The 17,411-nt window shown below is 64.1% G+C and carries 9 protein-coding genes and 2 pseudogenes; 5 read left to right on the top strand and 6 right to left on the bottom strand.

What is annotated here, in order from left to right; genetic code table 11:
- Window positions 1-37: 37 nt before the first annotated feature.
- Together mfd and ACIU1A_RS12165 are read right to left on the bottom strand one after the other, a co-directional pair.
- Window positions 38-3,535 (bottom strand): transcription-repair coupling factor, encoded by a 3,498-nt coding sequence (gene mfd / locus ACIU1A_RS12160; protein WP_404927387.1) that lies wholly within the window; start codon window positions 3,533-3,535, stop codon window positions 38-40.
- Window positions 3,536-3,546: 11 nt separating this feature from the next.
- Window positions 3,547-3,834, bottom strand: a complete 288-nt coding sequence (locus ACIU1A_RS12165; protein WP_140498959.1) for a succinate dehydrogenase assembly factor 2 — start codon at window positions 3,832-3,834, stop codon at window positions 3,547-3,549.
- A 92-nt stretch (window positions 3,835-3,926) separates the two neighbouring features.
- On the opposite strand from ACIU1A_RS12165, the pseudogene recG reads away from it, so the two are divergent.
- A pseudogene (gene recG, locus ACIU1A_RS12170) lies at window positions 3,927-6,033 on the top strand (ATP-dependent DNA helicase RecG).
- Here recG and ACIU1A_RS12175 read toward each other — a convergent pair.
- The 4 genes and pseudogenes from ACIU1A_RS12175 to ACIU1A_RS12190 form a co-directional block, all read right to left on the bottom strand.
- A pseudogene (locus ACIU1A_RS12175) lies at window positions 5,985-6,736 on the bottom strand (DUF502 domain-containing protein). The pseudogenes recG and ACIU1A_RS12175 sit on opposite strands and share 49 nt — an antisense overlap.
- A 93-nt stretch (window positions 6,737-6,829) precedes the next feature.
- The gene (glmS, locus tag ACIU1A_RS12180; RefSeq protein ID WP_404927388.1) at window positions 6,830-8,653 is read right to left on the bottom strand and encodes a glutamine--fructose-6-phosphate transaminase (isomerizing); all 1,824 of its coding nucleotides are present in this window, start codon (window positions 8,651-8,653) and stop codon (window positions 6,830-6,832) included.
- Between the two features lie 174 nt (window positions 8,654-8,827).
- Window positions 8,828-10,186, bottom strand: coding sequence for a bifunctional UDP-N-acetylglucosamine diphosphorylase/glucosamine-1-phosphate N-acetyltransferase GlmU (glmU, locus tag ACIU1A_RS12185; protein ID WP_404927389.1), 1,359 nt, complete (start codon window positions 10,184-10,186; stop codon window positions 8,828-8,830).
- 137 nt (window positions 10,187-10,323) lie between these two features.
- Window positions 10,324-11,070 carry a cytochrome c biogenesis CcdA family protein gene (locus ACIU1A_RS12190; protein WP_404927390.1) on the bottom strand — a complete coding sequence of 249 codons (747 nt, stop codon included), beginning with the start codon at window positions 11,068-11,070 and terminating at the stop codon, window positions 10,324-10,326.
- Between the two features lie 167 nt (window positions 11,071-11,237).
- Here ACIU1A_RS12190 and ACIU1A_RS12195 point away from each other — a divergent pair, with 167 nt between their 5' ends.
- The 4 genes from ACIU1A_RS12195 (at window position 11,238) to ACIU1A_RS12210 (ending at window position 17,354) form a co-directional block, all read left to right on the top strand.
- Window positions 11,238-11,615 carry a hypothetical protein gene (locus tag ACIU1A_RS12195; protein WP_140525400.1) on the top strand — a complete coding sequence of 126 codons (378 nt, stop codon included), beginning with the start codon at window positions 11,238-11,240 and terminating at the stop codon, window positions 11,613-11,615.
- Between the two features lie 346 nt (window positions 11,616-11,961).
- Window positions 11,962-14,583: a type I DNA topoisomerase gene (gene topA, locus ACIU1A_RS12200; RefSeq protein WP_404927391.1), complete on the top strand. Its 2,622-nt coding sequence runs from the start codon at window positions 11,962-11,964 to the stop codon at window positions 14,581-14,583.
- A 6-nt stretch (window positions 14,584-14,589) separates the two neighbouring features.
- A complete protein-coding gene (gene rnr / locus ACIU1A_RS12205) occupies window positions 14,590-16,908 on the top strand; it encodes a ribonuclease R (protein ID WP_404927392.1) in 2,319 nt (772 codons plus the stop codon).
- Complete coding sequence (locus ACIU1A_RS12210; RefSeq protein WP_404927905.1) at window positions 16,908-17,354, top strand: DUF983 domain-containing protein; 447 nt, start codon at window positions 16,908-16,910, stop codon at window positions 17,352-17,354. Before rnr ends, ACIU1A_RS12210 begins: the two co-directional genes overlap by 1 nt.
- Window positions 17,355-17,411: the final 57 nt, after the last annotated feature.

Below are 17,411 nucleotides of genomic sequence, written 5' to 3' on the forward strand. Positions count from 1 at the left end.
GACCGGAATTTCAGCGCTGGCGAATGGGCCGGGCTGGCTACGCCGCCTTCTCCACCAGCCGCGCCAGTTGCGTCATGACGACAGCCGAGCCTGCCAAACGCTTTTCCGCCGTTGGCCAGTCGCGGGTGAAGACGACACTTTGGTCCGGCCGGATCTTTGCCAGCGAGCCTTGCTCGCCGATAAATTTGACCAGTCCGACCGGGTTGGAAAACTCGCGCTTGCGGAAATGGATGACCACGCCCTTCGGCCCGGCATCGAGCTTCTCGACATTGGCCTTGCGGCAGAGGGCCTTGATGAAGACGATCTTGAGCAGATGCTTCACCTCCTCCGGCAGCGGGCCGAAACGGTCGATCAGCTCGGCGCCGAAAGCATCGATTTCCTCGGTGCTCTCGAGGTCGCCGAGGCGCCGATAGAGCGCCAGCCTGAGCTGCAGGTCCGGCACATAGCTCTCCGGGATCATCACCGCCGTGCCGACGGCGATCTGCGGCGACCAGCCGCCATCCAGCACCTCGCCGGAATCCTTCACCTCCGCGACCGCCTCCTCCAGCATCTGCTGGTAGAGCTCGAAGCCGACTTCCTTGATGTGGCCGGACTGCTTTTCGCCGAGCAGATTGCCTGCGCCTCTGATGTCGAGGTCGTGGCTGGCGAGCTGGAAGCCGGCGCCCAGCGTGTCGAGCGACTGCAGCACTTTCAGCCGGCGTTCGGCGGTGTCGGTCAGCTTGCGGTTGGCCGGCAGCGTGAACAGTGCGTAGGCGCGCACTTTCGAGCGCCCGACACGGCCGCGCAACTGATAGAGTTGCGACAGGCCGAACATGTCGGCGCGATGGACGATCAGCGTGTTGGCGGTCGGGATGTCGAGGCCGGATTCGACGATGGTGGTCGACAGGAGAACGTCGTACTGGCCGTCGTAGAAGGCGTTCATGATGTCGTCGAGCTCGCCCGGCGGCATCTGGCCATGGGCCACCGCCACCTTCAGTTCAGGCACGGATTGGTTCAGGAAATCATGGATTTCCGCCAGATCGCTGATGCGCGGCACGACATAGAAGGAATGGCCGCCGCGATAACGCTCGCGCAACAACGTCTCGCGAATGACCAGCGGATCGAAGGGCGAGATGAAGGTGCGCACCGCCATGCGGTCGACCGGCGGCGTGGCGATCAGCGACAGTTCGCGCACGCCGGTCAATGCCAGTTGCAGCGTGCGCGGGATAGGCGTCGCCGACAGCGTCAGCACGTGGACGTCGGTCTTCAGGTCCTTCAGCCGTTCCTTGTGCTTGACGCCAAAATGCTGCTCTTCATCGATGATCAGGAGGCCGAGATTCTTGAACGAGATCGCGCTGCCGAGCAGCGCGTGGGTGCCGACCACGATATCCACCGTCCCTTCGGCAATGCCCTTCTTGGTCTCTGCCAGATCCTTTGCGCCGACCAGCCGCGATGCCTGGGCGACGCGGATCGGCAGGCCGGAAAAGCGCTGCGAGAAGGTCTTGAAATGCTGGCGGGACAACAGGGTTGTCGGCACGACCACCGCCACCTGGAACCCTTCCATCGCCGCGATGAAGGCGGCGCGCAGCGCCACCTCAGTCTTGCCGAAACCGACATCGCCGCAGATCAGCCGGTCCATCGGCTTGCCGGCCGCCAGATCGTCCCTGACGGAATCGATCGCCGTCTGCTGGTCATCGGTCTCCTCATAGGGGAAGCGCGCGGCGAACTCGCCATAGAGGCCTTCCGCCGGCACCAGCGGGGGTGCAGCGCGCATCTGCCGTTCGGCGGCGATGCGGATCAACTGCCCGGCCATGTCGAGCAGGCGTTTCTTCAGCCGCGCCTTGCGCGATTGCCAGGCGCCACCGCCGAGTTTGTCGAGTGTCGCCTCGGCTGTATCGGAGCCGTAGCGCGACAGGAGCTCGATGTTTTCCACCGGCAGGAACAGCCGGTCGTCGCCGGCATAGTGGATTTCCAGGCAATCATGCGGCGCCCCGACGGCTTCGATTGTGCGCAGGCCGATGAAGCGGCCAATGCCGTGGTCGGCATGGACGACGATGTCGCCAGCCGACAGGGCCGAGGCTTCGGCAATGAAGTCGGACGCGCGCTTCTTGCGCTTGGAGCGCCGGATCAGCCGGTCGCCCAAAATGTCCTGTTCGGCGACGACGACCAGTCTTTCGGTCTCGAAACCGGATTCCAGCGGCAGCACGGCCAACGCCGCCTGCCCCGGCTCGAGTTTCTCCGCCTCCGCCAAGGTCGCCACCGGCGCAAGATTGCCCAGACGATGTTCGGCGAGAATTTGGCCGAGCCGGTCGAGCGAGCCCTCGGTCCAGCCGGCGACAATGACGCGGCGGCGTGCCGCGCGTTCGTCGGCGATGTGCTTCACCGCCACGTCGAAGACATTGACGTTGGGGTCGGCGCGCTCTTCCGCGAAGCTGCGGCCATGGCGCGAGCCGGCGTGGAAGACCTTTCTTGCTCCCGCATCCGGTGCGTCGAAGGCGGTGAAGTCGATCGCTTCGCGCGGTCCGAGAGAAGCGACGAGATTTTCCGGCGAGAGGTAAAGCAGGTCCGGCGCCACCGGCTTGTAGGGCACCGCGTCCTTCAGCGCACCTTCGGCCTGCTTTTTGCGCGCCTCGTAGTGATCGAGGATCAGCGTGTGGCGTTCGGCAAGCGCTTCATGCGCAAGATGGTCGAAAACGACAGGCGTGTCCGGCAGGTAGTCGAACACGGTCTCCAGCCGCTCGTAGAAGAACGGCAGCCAATGTTCCATGCCCGCGAAGCGCCGGCCTTCGCTGACGGCGGCGTAAAGTCCATCGTCGCGCGACGGCGCGCCGAAGGCTTCGATATAGGCGCGGCGGAAGCGGCTGATCGTCTCGGGCGTCAGCGCCACCTCGCTCATCGCCTGCAGCGCCATGGACTTGCGCTGCCCGGTGGTGCGCTGCGTGGCCACGTCGAAGACGCGGATCGATTCCAGCGTATCGCCGAAGAAATCCAGCCTCAGCGCCTCGGCCCAGCCGGGTGCGAAAAGGTCGAGGATGCCGCCGCGCACGGCGAACTCGCCGATGCCGCGCACCGTCGGCACCCGCTCGAAGCCCGATGTCTCCAGCCGCGACACCAGCGCGTTCATATCGATATGGTTGCCAGGTTTGGCGTGGAAGGTCTGCGCCTCGATGAGATCCGCGGGCGGAATGCGCTGGAGCAGCGCATTGGCGGTGGTGAGAATGACGGCGCGATGCGGCTTCCTCGCCAGCGCGATCATGGCGGCGAGCGCGTCGAGCCGCCGGGCGGCCGCATCCGAGCCGGGCGAGACGCGGTCATAGGGCAGGCAGTCCCAGGCGGGCAGTTCCAGCACGGGCAGGCCGGGAGCGGCAAAGGCCAGCGCCTCTGTGATTGCCGGCAGGCGCTGCCCGTCGCGCGCCACGAACAGCACCGGCTTGTCGGGCGCGATCTCGCGCGCCGCCTGCACCAGCGCGAAGGCTTCATAGCCGTCGGCGACGCCGTCGACGATGAACTGGCCGGCACGGCCTTTCGGCAAGCCGATGGTGGGAATGAGGCTCATGGAAGCGTTCTTCAAAAGGTCATTGTCCGGCGTGAAGCCATGATTTTTTGCAGGACCGCACAATCAATTTCGGCGGGAACAGGACGTTCGCCGGTGATCAAGGGCAGGAACTCGGTGTCGGGAATATCGAGGAGCTTTTCATATTGGTCGATTTCATCGCCGGTCAAGGCGCCGATCTCAGCATCGGCGAAGGTGCCGAGGATAAGGTCCATCTCGCGCATGCCGCGGTGCCAGGAGCGGAACAAGAGCTTGCGGCGGCGGGCGTCGAGCCCCTCGCTTGATCGTTTCGTTCCCGTCATTGTGCCGCATCCTCGCTTGCTGCGGCGCATATAGCGTGGATAGAAGGGGCTGTCAGCCTTGCGCTGCAGCCGTCGCGACATAAGCTGACATCATGCGTCCTTCCATCCTTGACCCGCTTTTCGTCCCGATCACGTCGCTCGCCGGTGTCGGGCCGAAGGTCGGCGCGCTGATCGAAAAAGTCGTCGCGGCCGATCTCGGCGACCGAGCGGCGCGCGCCGGCGATCTTCTGTTCGTGCTGCCGCATACCGTCATCGACCGCCGCAACCGGCCGGGCATTGCCGGCTCGGCCGAAGGCGCCATCGTCACGCTCGACCTGCGCATCGACCGCCACCAGCCGCCGCCGCGCGGCAACAGGTCGGTGCCTTACCGGGTCTACGCCCATGACGATACCGGCGAAGTGGCGCTGACCTTCTTCCACGCCCATGCTGCCTATCTGGAAAAATCGATGCCTGTGGGCGAGCATGTCGTGGTCTCCGGACGCATGGAATGGTTCAACGGGCGCCCGACCATGGTCCACCCGGATCATATCGCCTTGGCCGGCGACGCCGAAAACCTGCCGCTGGTCGAGCCGGTCTATCCGCTCACGGCGGGGCTGTCCGCCAAGGTGCTGCGCCGCGCCATCGGCCAGGCGCTCGGCCGTCTGCCGGAACTGCCTGAGTGGCAGGATGGTGCTTTCATGCGCCGCCAGAGTTTCCCGTCTTTCGGTGACGCGCTGGCCCGCATCCATCATCCCGCGGACCCGATCGATGTCGCCATCGAAGGCGCCGCATGGCGGCGCCTCGCCTATGACGAGTTGCTGGCGGGCCAGGTGTCGCTCGCCCTGGTCCGGTCGAGGGTCCGCAGGCTGTCCGGCCGGCCGCTCACCGGCGACAGCCGGATCGTCGACAAGCTGCGCGCGGCCCTGCCCTACACATTGACCGCGTCCCAGGAATTCGCGCTCGCCGAAATCAATGCAGACCTCGCCGACCCCGAGCGCATGCTGCGCCTCCTGCAAGGCGACGTCGGCTCCGGCAAGACGGTCGTTGCGCTCCTGGCCATGGCGCGTGCCGTCGAGGCTGGCGGCCAGGCTGCCCTAATGGCGCCGACAGAGATCCTGGCGCGCCAGCACGTGGCGACGATCGCCCCTTTGGCGGAACGGGCAGGCATGCGCACGGCCATCCTCACCGGTCGCGAAAAGGGCCGCGAACGCACCGAAACGCTGGCGGGACTGGCCAGCGGCGAGATCGACATCGTCATCGGCACCCACGCGCTGTTCCAGGAAACGGTGGCGTTCCACGACCTCGTCCTTGCCGTCGTGGACGAGCAGCATCGCTTCGGCGTTCACCAGCGGCTTGCCATCACCGCCAAGGGCGACGCGCCAGACATGCTGGTGATGACAGCAACCCCCATTCCGCGCACGCTGGTGCTGACCGCCTTCGGCGACATGGACGTCCATGCTGACGGAAAAGCCGGCCGGCCGGCAGCCGATCCGCACCGTCACGCTGCCGCTTGAGCGGCTGGACGAACTCGTCGATCGCATGGTGGAAGCGGTGGCCGGCGGCCAGAAAATCTACTGGATATGCCCGCTTGTGGAAGAATCCGAAGAGATAAAGCTGATGTCGGCCGAGGACCGCTTTGCTTCCCTGAAGCCGCTGTTCGGCGACCGGATCGGCCTCGTCCACGGCCGCATGAAGGGCGCCGAGAAGGACGAAGCGATGCGCGCCTTCAAGCAGGGCGAGACACGTATCCTGATTGCCACAACCGTCATCGAGGTCGGCGTCGACGTGCCGGACGCGACCATCATGGTCGTCGAACACGCCGAACGTTTCGGCCTCGCCCAGCTGCACCAGTTGCGCGGCCGCGTCGGGCGCGGCGACAAGCCTTCGTCCTGTGTATTGCTCTACAAGGATCCGCTCGGCGAAACGGCCAAGCGGCGCCTGTCGGTGATGCGCGAGACCGAGGATGGCTTCGTGATCGCCGAGGAGGACCTGAAGCTGCGCGGCGAAGGCGAATTGCTTGGCACCCGTCAGTCCGGCACGCCGGGCTTCCAGGTCGCGCGCATCGAGGCGCATGCGGACCTGCTCGAAGCGGCCCGCGATGACGCAAGACTGATCCTGTCGCGTGATCCGGACCTGCAGACCGAGCGCGGCGAAGCGCTGCGCCTGCTGCTCTACTTGTTCGGCCGCGACGAGGCGGTGCGGCTCCTGCGGGCGGGATAAGGCCCGAGCGGCGGATTGGCCAGGGTGCCCGTGATCGGCTCGCCATTCAGCATCACCAGCTTCGTTTTCACCTCCGGCGCCACCAGCCCGGCCGAGACGATCAGCTTGGCGCCATCCTCGATCGTCATGTCGAGCAGCACGATGTCCGACTTCGGCACATACATCAGGAAGCCCGTCGTCGGATTGGGCGTACAAGGCATGAAGACAGCGGTCAGCGGATCGCCTTCCTGGTCAAGCTTCTGGTTGATCTCGGTTTCCTTCTCGCTGGCCACGAACACCAGCGACCACACCCCTTGCGCGGATATTCGACCAAGCCGACCTGGCGGAACATGTCACCTTTGTTCGACAGCACGGTTTCGAAAATCTGCTTCAGCGAGCGATAGATGCCCCGCACCAGCGGCATTCGGCCAAGCAGGCGCTCGCCGAAATTGACGATGGCGCGGCCGACGATATTGGCGGTCATGAACCCGATCAGCGTGATCAGGACAAGCGCCACGATCAGCCCGAACCCCGGAACCGGGAACGGCAGATAGGTATCGGGACTGTAGCGTGCCGGAATATAGGGTTTGACCCAGGAGTCCACCCAACCGATGAAGGACCACGCGATATAGGCGGTGATCGCCAGCGGCGCGCAGACGACGAAGCCTGTGAGGAAATAGTTCCTCAGCCGGGTCATGCCGGAGGTCTTGAGAGCATCTGACATGGTTCACCGGGGCGCGAGTTGCAGCGCAAACATTAGTGAACCGGAAGGCGCTTTGGAACTGCGAAGTTTTTAAAGCACCTGTTTAAAAAACGCCTACTCCACCGTCACCGATTTCGCCAGATTGCGCGGCTGGTCGACGTCGGTGCCCATGAAAACGGCGGCGAAATAGGCCAGCATCTGGATCGGCAGCGCGTAGATGATCGGCGAGATGATTTCCGGCACGTCCGGAAGGATGATCGTCTCCATCGTCTTCACGCTCGCCTGCGCGGCGCCCTTGGCGTCGGTGATCAGGATGATCTTGCCGCCGCGCGCCGCCACCTCCTGCATGTTGGACACAGTCTTCTCGAAGATGCGGTCATGCGGCGCGATGACGATGACCGGCATGTTCTCGTCGATAAGCGCGATCGGCCCGTGCTTCAACTCGCCCGCGGCATAGCCCTCGGCGTGGATGTAGGAGATCTCCTTGAGCTTCAGCGCGCCTTCCATGGCGAGCGGGAAATTGGTGTCGCGTCCGAGATAGAGCACGTCCTTGTAGCGCGACAGGTCCCGCGCGATCCGTTCGATCTGCTCTTCGAGTTTGAGCACCTGGTTGGCATAGCGCGGCGCCTCGGAAAGCGCCCGCACCAGCGACTTTTCCTCGTCCCGCGAAATCGTGCCGCGCGCCACGCCCGCCCGGACGGCTAGCGAGGCCAGCACCGACAACTGGCAGGTGAAGGCCTTGGTCGAGGCGACACCGATCTCCGGCCCGGCCAGCGTCGGCAAGATGACGTCGGATTCGCGCGCCATGGTCGATTCCCGCACGTTGACGACGGCGCCGATCTTCATGCCGGCCTTGCGGCAATAGCGCAGCGAGGCCAGCGTGTCGGCGGTCTCGCCCGATTGCGAGATGAAGAAGGCGGCGTCGTTCTTCGACAGCGGCATTTCGCGGTAGCGAAATTCGGAGGCGACATCGATGTCGACCGGGAGCCGAGCGTAGCGCTCGAACCAGTATTTGCTGATCAGTCCGGCGAGATAGGCGGTACCGCAGGCCGAAATCGCCAGCCGGTTAATCGTAGCAAAGTCGAACGGCAGGTCGAGCGGCTTGGAGACGCCGGAAATAAAATCGACATAATGCGCCAGCGTGTGCGAGATCACCTCCGGCTGCTCATGGATTTCCTTCTCCATGAAGTGGCGGCGATTGCCCTTGTCGACCATGAAGCTGGTCGAGAGCGACTGCTGGCGCTTGCGGTCGACCTTTTCGCCGTCAATGTCGAAGATGGCGACACCGCTGCGGCGCACCACCGCCCAGTCGCCGTCTTCCAGATAGGTGATCGAATTGGTGAACGGGGCAAGCGCGATGGCGTCGGAGCCCAGGAACATCTCGCCGTCGCCATGGCCGACCGCCAGCGGTGGGCCGTTGCGAGCGCCAACGATGAGGTCCTCGTCGCCCGTGAACATGATCGCCAGCGCAAAAGCGCCTTCCAGCCGCTTGAGCGCCTTGTGCGCGGCATCGACCGGCTTCAAGCCTTTCGCGACTTCCCGCGCCACCAGATGCGCGACGACCTCGGTGTCGGTCTGCGACGAGAAGGAATAGCCGTCGCGGATCAGTTCGTCGCGCAGCTCGGCGAAATTCTCGATGATGCCGTTGTGGACGATGGCGACGCCATTGGAGAAATGCGGGTGCGCGTTGGTCTCGTTCGGCACGCCATGCGTGGCCCAGCGGGTGTGACCGATGCCGATCGTGCCGTCGAGCGGCTCGTCCTTCAGCCGGCGTTCGAGATTGACCAGCTTGCCTTCGGCGCGGCGGCGGCCAAGCGCCCCCTTCTCTATGGTGGCGACGCCGGCCGAATCGTAGCCTCGATATTCAAGCCGCTTCAGCGCATCGACGATGAGCGGCGCAACCTGCGAATGGCCGACAATTCCAACGATACCGCACATGCAGACAGTCCCCAATCCCCGGCAGAACCCGGCGCTATCTACGGATTGCCGGGCTCTCGCGAAAGTTACTTTGCGTTTCGTTCCGTGTAATGGGAACAGTCTCGTACGCATGCATCATGACACAGCGCACTTGCAATCCAGTTACTGCAATCGTTCAGTTTTTGAAGACCGGTTTTACCTCTTTTTGGCAACCGCGGCCGACGCGAAGCGCTCGCGCAATTCCTTGCCTTTGCCGGGGATCGTCTTCTGGCGGGCACGCCCGAAGGCCAGCGCATCGTCGGGCACGCTTTCGGTGATGACGCTGCCCGAGGCGATATAGCCGCCCTTGCCAATGGTGACCGGCGCGACAAGCGAGGAATTCGATCCGACAAAGGCGCCCTCGCCGATATCGGTGAAGTGCTTCAGATAGCCGTCATAATTGCAGGTGATCGTGCCGGCGCCGATGTTGGCCCCGGCGCCCACCCGCGCGTCGCCGATATAGGTCAAATGGTTGACCTTGGCGCCCTCCTCGATGACGGCCTGCTTGACCTCGCAGAAATTGCCGACCTTGGCTTTCTGTTTGAGATCGGCGCCCGGCCGCAGCCGCGCGAAGGGGCCGACATCGCAATGAGCGGCGACGATGGCGCCTTCGATATGGCTGAAGGCGTGAATCCTGGCGCCGCCTGCAATCTTCACACCCGGCCCGAACCAGACGTTCGGCTCGACAATAGTATCGGCGCCGATCTCGGTGTCGTGCGAGAAATACACCGTTTCTGGTGCGATCAGCGTCACGCCCGAAAGCATCGCTTCCTGCCGGCGGCGTGCCTGCCAGATGCCTTCGGCCTGCGCCAGCTCGGCGCGGTTGTTGATGCCGAGCGCATTCTCGAAGCTGGCTTCGGTGGCGACGACATCGAGGCCCTGGTTGCTGGCAAGCTCGACGATATCGGTGAGATAGTATTCGCCCTTGGCGTTCCTGTTGCCGACGGCGTCGAGCAGTTTCATCGCCTGGCTGCCGGCAATCGCCATCAGCCCGCCATTGCAGAAGGTGATCTTCTTCTCCTCGTCGGAGCAGTCCTTTTCCTCGCGGATGGCGACGAGCTTGCCACCTTTTTCGATCAGGCGGCCATAGCCGGTGGGGTTCGCCGTGCAGAAGCCGATGACCACGACGGCAGCACCTTGCGCCAGCTTCAGGCGCGCCGCCGTGAGCGCGCCCGGATCGATCAGCGGCGTATCGCCGAACATGACGAGGAGATCGTCGTAACCTTTTGATATCGCAGCGCGCGCGGCAAGCACCGCATGCGCGGTGCCGAGTCGCTTTTCCTGCACGAAAGCCTCTGCCTTCGGCGCGAATTTCTGCGCCGCCTTGCGCATCTCCTCGGCGCCGTGGCCGATCACCAGCGCCAGGTCTCCGGCGCCCGCTGCCTCGGCCGCCTTGACCACATGGGCGACCATCGGCAGCCCGGCGATCTGGTGCAGCACCTTGGGCAGCGCGCTCTTCATGCGCGTGCCTTCGCCGGCGGCGAGGATGACGGACAGGCAGGATCTCTGGCTCATGGAAGGACAACCATAGGAAAAGTGTTGGGAATCAAATCATGCTAGCAGCGGCGCCATGCTGCACCAATGCGGTTAAATTCCGGTGAGATGCCTGAGCAATGACTTTTAATCAGTAGGCGCACCGCCTGTTGCTTTACTTACCCCAGGCGACCCAGCACCGGAAAATTCTCCAGCAGCCAATAGGATACGGTTTGCACGCCGCCGGTGAGGAAAAACACGCCGGCGACGACCAGCAATGCGCCGATCGCCTTCTCCACGCGGCCGAGATGGACGCGGAATTTGCCGAGGAAACGCATGAAGGCGCCGGAAAACAGTGCCGCGATCAGGAACGGAATGCCCAGGCCGAGCGAATAGGCGGCGAGCAGCAATGCGCCTTCGCCCACGGTCTCGCGGCCGCCGGCCAGCGTCAGGATCGGCCCCAGCACCGGGCCGATGCACGGCGTCCAGCCGAAGGCGAAGGCCAGCCCCATGACATAGGCCGCAACCGCGCTTGCCGGTTTGCCCTGCGACTGGAAACGCGCTTCGCGCGACAAAAGCGGAATGCGCAGGACACCGAGGAAATTCAGCCCCATCAGGATGATCAGCACGCCGGCGCCCATTGCCAGCGGCTCCTGCCAGACGCGCAGAAGGCGGCCGATCGTCGAGGCGCCGGCGCCCAGCGCGACGAACACGGTCGAGAAGCCGAGCACGAATGCAATCGAGGAATAAAGCAGCGCGGTGCGGGCGCCGGCTTTGGCTGCCGCTCCGGCATTGCCGCGAAAATCGTCGACCGACACGCCGGCCATGTAGCAGAGATAGGGCGGCACCAGCGGCAGCACGCAAGGCGACAGGAACGAGATCGCCCCTGCCCCGACCGCACTCACATAGCCTATATCCAGTGCCATTCCAGAACTCCGACTTTACGGCGCCGATATAGCGAGGCCCGGGCCCCTCTGCCAATCACCATTGTGTTGGCATGCCTGCTGGGAGCCGGGAATAAACATCGGTGCCTGCGCGTTGATCGAGCGAGGCCGCGATTGCCGCGCATCCTCGGATCAGCAGGGAGATTTCGATGAAAACCGTGACACTAGGGTTGGCCGCGCTTTTGCTCAGCACCGCCGCGTCTTTCGCAGCAGAGGCCTGGAAGGAGGCCGAGGTCGGCGGCACCAAGATCTACACCGATGCCAACGGCATGACGCTCTACACCTATGACAAGGACGAGAAAGGCAAGACCAACTGCTATGACAAATGCGCCACAAACTGGCCGCCGCTGAAGGCCGAGGCCGGCGCCAAGGCGGACGATGAATGGACCGTCGTCGACCGCACCGACGGCACCAAGATGTGGGCCTATGACGGCAAGCCCGTCTACACATTCATCAAGGACAAGAAGGCCGGCGACGTGTCGGGTGATGGCGTCGGCGGCGTCTGGCATATCGTAAAGGCCGACTAAGGCTGCCACCTTAACTTCGACGTTGCTGCCGGGCGTGCCTTCAACGCCTGGCAGTCCGCATCAGACGCGCTGGCGCGGCATTTGACTCGGTCCACAGGGTCGCCGGCGACCTCATCGGCGCCAATTTGAGCCGCTCCTCACCGCTCCAGCCATTTGTCTTAGTTAGCCCTCAACAATGTGATCTTCTCCATACACTCTTAGAGTGTATTGCTGCCGGCACTCTTGCAATTTGGCCGCTTCCCCTTGACCGGATGCAAAAGCGCGGCCATGTGAGCGACGAACAGAACCGAGATTTCGTCGCGCGCAGCGGAATTCTTCTGCCGCATCACAGCTGATATGAGCCCTCATGGACGTCGTCGTCGTCGAATCGCCGGCCAAGGCGAAGACAATCAACAAATACCTCGGCAAGAACTACAAGGTTCTGGCCTCGTTCGGCCATGTCCGTGATTTGCCGGCCAAGGACGGCTCGGTGCGACCGGACGAGGATTTCGCCATGTCCTGGGCGGTCGACACGGCATCCGGCAAGCGCCTCGCCGACATCGCCAAGGCGGTCAAGGACGCCGACGGCCTGATCCTCGCCACCGACCCGGACCGCGAGGGCGAGGCCATTTCCTGGCACGTTCTGGAAGTCTTGCGGCAGAAGCGCGCGCTGAAGGACAAGCCGGTCAGCCGCGTCGTCTTCAACGCCATCACCAAGAGCTCGGTGCTAGAGGCGATGGCCAATCCGCGCCAGATCGATGCGCCGCTGGTCGACGCCTATCTCGCCCGCCGGGCGCTCGACTATCTCGTCGGCTTCACTCTTTCGCCGGTACTGTGGCGCAAGCTCCCCGGAGCCCGTTCCGCCGGCCGCGTGCAGTCGGTCGCCTTGCGGCTGGTCTGCGACCGCGAATCCGAGATCGAACGCTTCATCCGCGAGGAATACTGGCAGATCGCTGCCATCCTCGGCACGCCGCGCAACGAGAACTTCGAGGCGCGCCTGACCGCTTTCGAGCGCAAGAAGTTGCAGAAGCTCGACATCGCCAACAAGGCGCAGGCCGACGACATCAAGGCCATGCTCGAGGGCGCGGCCTTCAAGGCGCTGTCCGTCGAGGCAAAACCCACCAAGCGCAATCCGGGCCCGCCCTTCACCACCTCGACATTGCAGCAGGCCGCCTCATCGGGCCTCGGCTTTTCGGCCAACCGCACGATGCAGGTGGCGCAGCGCCTCTATGAAGGAATGGAGATCGGCGGCGAAACCACCGGCCTGATCACCTATATGCGAACCGACGGCGTGCAGATGGCGCCCGAGGCGATCTCGGCCGCACGCGATGCCATCGCCAAGGAATTCGGCCCGAAATACCTGCCGGAAAAGCCGCGCCTGTACACGACCAAGGCCAAGAACGCCCAGGAAGCGCACGAAGCGATCCGCCCGACCGACTTCATGCGCACGCCGGCATCGGTTAGGCAATATCTCGATGCCGACCAGATGCGGCTCTATGAATTGATCTGGAAGCGCGCCATCGCCAGCCAGATGCAGCCGGCGGAGATCGAACGCACCACGGTCGAGATCGAGGCGGTCAACGGCGCTCGCACGGCCGAGTTGCGTGCCGTCGGTTCGGTCGTGCGCTTCGACGGTTTCATCGCCGCCTATACCGATCAGAAGGACGATGATTCCGAGGACGAGGAAAACCGCCGCCTGCCCGAAATCCGCGCCGGCGAGCAGCTTGCCCGCCAGGCGATCAACGCCACCCAGCACACGACCGAACCGCCGCCGCGTTATTCCGAAGCTTCGCTGATCAAGAAGCTGGAGGAGCTCGGCATCGGCCGGCCGTCGACCTACACGGCGATCCTAAAGACGCTCGAGGACCGCGACTATGTCACCATCGACAAGCGCCGGCTTGTGCCGCAGGCAAAGGGCCGGCTGCTGTCGGCCTTCCTGGAAAGCTTCTTCGAGCGCTACGTCGAATACGATTTCACCGCATCGCTCGAGGAAAAGCTCGACGAGATATCCGACGGCAAGCTCGCCTGGAAGGACGTTCTGCGCGATTTCTGGAAGGATTTTTCCGGCGCCGTCGCCGACATCAAGGAACTGCGCGTCACCGACGTGCTCGATGCGCTGAACGAGGAGCTGGCGCCTCTGGTCTTCCCTGCCCGGGAGGACGGCTCCAATCCGCGCATCTGCCCGAAATGCGGCACCGGCAATTTGTCGCTCAAGCTCGGCAAGTTCGGCGCCTTCGTCGGCTGCTCGAACTATCCCGAATGTTCCTTCACCCGCCAGCTCGGCGACGCGGCCAATCCCAATGGCGAGAATGGCGGCGGCGAAGACGGCACCAAGGTGCTCGGCAAGGATCCCTACACGGCTGAGGAGATCACGCTGCGTAGCGGCCGCTTCGGTCCCTATATCCAGCGTGGCGACGGCAAGGAAGCCAAGCGTTCCAGCTTGCCCAAGGGCTGGACGCCCGATTCGATCGACCATGAGAAGGCGCTTGCTCTGCTTTCCCTGCCGCGCGATGTCGGCAAGCATCCGGAAACCGGCAAGATGATCTCGGCCGGGCTTGGCCGCTACGGGCCTTTCGTGCTGCATGACGGCACCTACGCCAATCTCGACAGCATCGAGGATGTATTCTCGATCGGGCTCAACCGCGCTGTTTCGGTGATCGCCGAGAAGCAGTTGAAGGGCAAGGGCGGCCGTAATGGCGGCACTGCGGCAGCCCTCAAGGAGCTTGGCGATCATCCCGACGGCGGCGGCAAGATCGTCGTGCGCGACGGCAAATACGGGCCTTATGTCAATTTCGGCAAGGTCAATGCCACGCTGCCCAAGGGCAAGGATCCGCAATCGGTGACGATGGAGGATGCGCTGGCGCTGATCGCCGAGAAGGAAGCCAAGGGCGGCGGCGGCAAGAAGCCTTTCCGCAAAGCGGCGGCGGCCAAGGCCCCCGCTACCAAGAAGACGGCGGCCAAGAAGCCTGCCGCCAAGAAAAAGGGATAGAACGGCGTGGCGCGCAGGATCTCCGCAACAACCCACGGCGACCCGCGCACCGCCGACACAACGGCCAAGGTCAAGGGCGATTACAGGCCCTCGCGTGACGAAATCCTGCGCTACATCGCCGAAAATCCGGATCGCGCTGGAAAACGCGACATCGCGAAGGCGTTCGCGCTGCGCGGCCCGGACCGCATCTGGCTGAAGGATCTCCTGCGCGACCTGCAGGACGAAGGCGTCCTGACCAAGGAGCGCAAGCGCCTGGCCCGCGTTGGCGCCCTGCCCCATGTCACGGTGCTCGACATTTTCGACCGCGACGCCGACGGCGTGCTGCTGGCGCGTCCCACCGAACACACCGCCAATGGACCGCCCCCCATCGTTTCCATCCGCCTGTCGCGCAGTGGCGGCGGACCGGCGCCTGGCATTGGCGATCGCGTGCTGGCCAAGACCTTTCCCGCCGACGACACGAATGTCGCCTTGGGCGGCCCGGCCTACACAGGGCGGGTGATGAAGATATTCGAGAAGCGCACGGATGCCGTTCTCGGCGTCTTTCGGGTGCTTCAGGACGGCAGCTTCCGCATCGAGCCGGTGGAGCGCCGGCAACCCGAACTGATCGTCGACAAGGAATTCCAGAACGGAGCCAAGAACGGCGATCTCGTCGAGGTCGAGCCCGCCCGGGCCTCGCGCTATGGCTTGCCGAGAGCAAAAGTGCTCAACGTGCTGGGCTCGCTGACCAGCGAAAAGGCGGTCTCGATGATCGCCATCCACGCACATGACATTCCGCATGTCTTCCCGGCCGACGTCATCGCCGAAGCCGAAGCCGTCAAGCCTGCGACGATGGCCAACCGCGAGGACTGGCGCGAACTGCCGCTGGTCACCATCGACCCGGCCGACGCCAAGGACCACGACGACGCGGTGTTTGCTACGCCCGATCTCGATGAGAAGAACCCCGGCGGCGTGGTCATCACGGTCGCCATCGCCGACGTGGCTGCTTACGTCCGCTACGGCACGGCACTCGACCGCGAAGCGCTGAAGCGCGGCAACTCGGTCTATTTCCCCGACCGCGTCGTGCCGATGCTGCCCGAGCGCATCTCCAACGATCTCTGCTCGCTGCGCGAGGGCCAGGATCGCCCGGCACTGGCAGTGCGCATGACCTTCTCGGCGGACGGGCGCAAGGTCAGGCATTCCTTCCATCGCGTCATGATGAAATCGGCGGCCAAGCTCGCCTACCCGCAGGCACAGGCGGCGATCGACGGCGTGCCGGACGACAAGACCGGGCCGATCCTCGACGCGGTGCTGAAGCCGCTATGGGATGCCTATGCGATCCTCAAGCGCGGACGCGATGGCCGCCAGCCGCTCGAACTCGATCTGCCCGAGCGCAAGATCCTGCTGAAGCCCGACGGCACTGTCGATCGCGTCGTCGTGCCGGAACGGCTCGATGCCCATAAGCTCATCGAAGAATTCATGATCCAGGCCAATGTCGCCGCCGCCGAGACACTCGAGGCGAAGAAGCAGGCGCTGGTGTACCGCACCCACGACGCGCCCTCGCTGGCCAAGCAGGAATCGCTGCGCGAATTTCTGCAGACCCTGGGCCTGTCGCTGGCGCGCGGTGCGCAGATGCGGCCCGCCCAGTTCAACGGCATTCTCGAGCGCGTGCGCGGCGCCGACAATGAAGGTCTGGTCAACGAGGTGGTGCTGCGCTCGCAGAGCCAGGCCGAATATTCACCCAAGAACATCGGCCATTTCGGCCTCAACCTGAACCGTTACGCGCATTTCACCTCGCCGATCCGCCGTTACGCTGACCTCATCGTGCACCGCGGGCTTATCGCCGCACTCGGCCTCGGCCCAGGGGGCCTGACGCAGGAGGAGGAAGCGCGGCTCGAGGATGTTTCGGTGCTGATTTCCGGCACAGAACGCCGTGCAATGGCGGCCGAACGCGACACGGTCGACCGGCTGATCGCCGCTTATCTCGCCGAGCGCATCGACGACCGTTTCGACGCCCGCATTTCGGGTGTCACCAAATCGGGACTATTTGTCCAATTGCCGCAGTATGGCGCGGATGGTTTCATCCCTGTGTCAACTCTGGGCGGCGATTACTATATATATGACGAAACGGCCCGCTCGCTCTACGGAGAACGCTCGGGCAAGGGTTATCAGCTGGCGGACCGTGTCGAGGTCCGTCTCGTCGAAGTGACGCCGATGGCCGGCGCGATGCGCTTTGAGATGTTGACCGACCCGAAGCCCCTGCCTGGCTCCGTCAGGTCGTTTCACAAGGCAAAAGGCCGCGCCCGTGCGTCACAATCGCGCCCAGGCTCGCGTGGCAGGAGACGATGATGGCAAGAGGCACGGAAGAACAGGTTTTCGGCGGTGAACATCACTCGGGCCGGATCGCGCGTCCGCTGTGGACGGCGATGAAGCGCGGCATGCTCGGCCGCTGCCCGCATTGCGGCGAAGGCAAGCTGTTTCGCGGCTTCACCAAGACCGTCGAGACATGCAGCGTCTGCGGCGAGGAGATACACCATCACCGCGCCGACGATCTGCCCGCCTATCTGGTCATCGTCATCGTCGGCCACATCGTGCTCGGCGCCTTCATGGGCGTGGAGGCGACGTCGACCCTTTCCACCTGGCAGCACATCGCCATCTGGGTACCCTTGACGATCCTGCTGTCGGTTGCACTGCTGCAGCCGGTGAAAGGTGCCGTCATCGGATTGCAATGGGCATTCTATATGCACGGTTTTGCTGGCGAACACGACGTGGCTGAACCCCATCCCGGTGCCTGAGGTGCTGGCTGGCGCAACATGCCAACCGTCAAGGCTACTTTCGCATGCAAGACGTTT

It is taken from the genome of Mesorhizobium maamorense, assembly GCF_044998965.1.
GTDB lineage: Bacteria > Pseudomonadota > Alphaproteobacteria > Rhizobiales > Rhizobiaceae > Mesorhizobium.

What these genes read in the sequence shown, in the direction of transcription:
- topA (WP_404927391.1), top strand. Translation starts at nt 11,962, where the DNA reads ATGGACGTCGTCGTCGTCGAATCGCCGGCCAAGGCGAAGACAATCAAC.
- ACIU1A_RS12210 (WP_404927905.1), top strand. Translation starts at nt 16,908, where the DNA reads ATGGCAAGAGGCACGGAAGAACAGGTTTTCGGCGGTGAACATCACTCG.
- ACIU1A_RS12190 (WP_404927390.1), bottom strand. Translation starts at nt 11,070, where the DNA reads ATGGCACTGGATATAGGCTATGTGAGTGCGGTCGGGGCAGGGGCGATC.
- glmS (WP_404927388.1), bottom strand. Translation starts at nt 8,653, where the DNA reads ATGTGCGGTATCGTTGGAATTGTCGGCCATTCGCAGGTTGCGCCGCTC.
- ACIU1A_RS12195 (WP_140525400.1), top strand. Translation starts at nt 11,238, where the DNA reads ATGAAAACCGTGACACTAGGGTTGGCCGCGCTTTTGCTCAGCACCGCC.
- mfd (WP_404927387.1), bottom strand. Translation starts at nt 3,535, where the DNA reads ATGAGCCTCATTCCCACCATCGGCTTGCCGAAAGGCCGTGCCGGCCAG.
- ACIU1A_RS12165 (WP_140498959.1), bottom strand. Translation starts at nt 3,834, where the DNA reads ATGACGGGAACGAAACGATCAAGCGAGGGGCTCGACGCCCGCCGCCGC.
- glmU (WP_404927389.1), bottom strand. Translation starts at nt 10,186, where the DNA reads ATGAGCCAGAGATCCTGCCTGTCCGTCATCCTCGCCGCCGGCGAAGGC.